This is a genomic window from Providencia sp. NPDC089933, assembly GCF_049545585.1.
In the GTDB taxonomy this organism is placed as follows: Bacteria; Pseudomonadota; Gammaproteobacteria; order Enterobacterales; family Enterobacteriaceae; genus Providencia; species Providencia huashanensis.
In genome coordinates this window covers 1-1189 of sequence record NZ_JBMWDT010000035.1, presented here as the reverse complement: position 1 = coordinate 1189, position 1189 = coordinate 1, and the positions used below count along the sequence as shown (strand labels likewise).

1 protein-coding gene is annotated in these 1189 nt (G+C 39.9%); it reads right to left on the bottom strand.

Annotated elements, in window-relative coordinates; genetic code table 11:
- Positions 1–13: 13 nt before the first annotated feature.
- Positions 14–1122, bottom strand: a protein-coding gene (locus ACPEH5_RS22650) for an IS3 family transposase (RefSeq protein ID WP_420492224.1) whose coding sequence is annotated in 2 segments (ribosomal slippage) — positions 14–870 and positions 870–1122 — 1110 coding nt in all. Because the reading frame shifts where the segments join, the coding sequence is not laid out codon by codon here.
- Positions 1123–1189 lie beyond the last annotated feature (67 nt).

Below are 1189 nucleotides of genomic sequence, written 5' to 3'. Positions count from 1 at the left end.
TGTCCACTCCCCTTTAATTGAGACACGTTAAATTAGAGTTTTCTAACTGTTGACGATAGGCCTCCGGTGGGAGGTGATTTAAACTTTCATGGGTTCGATTTTGGTTATAATCTTGCAGCCAAAACCACGCTAATTCTCGCACTTGGCTTAATGATTCAAATAAATACGCATTTAAAAACTCTCGACGGAACGAACCATTAAAACGTTCGATAAACCCATTTTGCTGCGGTTTTCCCGGTTGAATATGGCACAGTAAAATTTGGTTATCTTCACAATAATTCAATAAGTTAACTGAAATGAGTTCAGGGCCATTATCGACTCGGATCTGTTTCGGTAACCCTCTTTCGGCTTTTAAACGTTCAAGCACCCTGATGACGCGTTCAGCCGGTAATGACGTATCAACCTCAATCGCCAAGCATTCACGCGTTCCTTCATCAATAATGTTGAGAGTTCTGAAGCGATTACCGCAATATAAACTGTCGTGCATAAAATCCAATGCCCATTGAATATTCGGGACTTTTTCTATCACTAATGGTCTTTTTTCACGCTTCGGAAGCACTTTTTTAACCCGCCGTTTCAGGTTCAATCCTAATCGACAATAAACGCGATAAACTCGTTTATGATTAAAAGGATAGCCTTGAAATCTCAGTCGGAAATAGCATTTCCAGAATCCCGATTGTGGTGATTTCGCTAACACAGATTGTATGGCATCGATCACTACTTGGTCTTTTTTACGCCAATCTATTTGCTGATGGTAAAACGTGGCTCGTGACAACGACGTTAGCTTACAAGCCTTAATGACTGATAAGCCTGCCTCTTTTAATGATTGAGCACAGGATCTCTTTTCAGCCACTACCAACCCTTTTTTGCGAAAAGCTCCTTCATCGCGTGGTTTTCAAGGCTAACTTCCGCAAAGAGCTTTTTCAGTTTCGCATTTTCATCTTCAAGCTCTTTTAATCGTTTAACATCATTCGCTTCCATGCCACCATACTTTGATTTCCAATTATAATAAGTGGCGTTGCTGATCCCATTTTGGCGGCAAATATCTTCCACTTTCATACCAGAATCAGCGAGTTTTAAAATATTAACGATTTGAGTTTCAGTAAAACGAGCTTTTTTCATCATGACCTCTGCAAATTTTAGGGCAGAAAATCTAATTATAGCTGTCTTATTTTAGGGGAAGTGGACA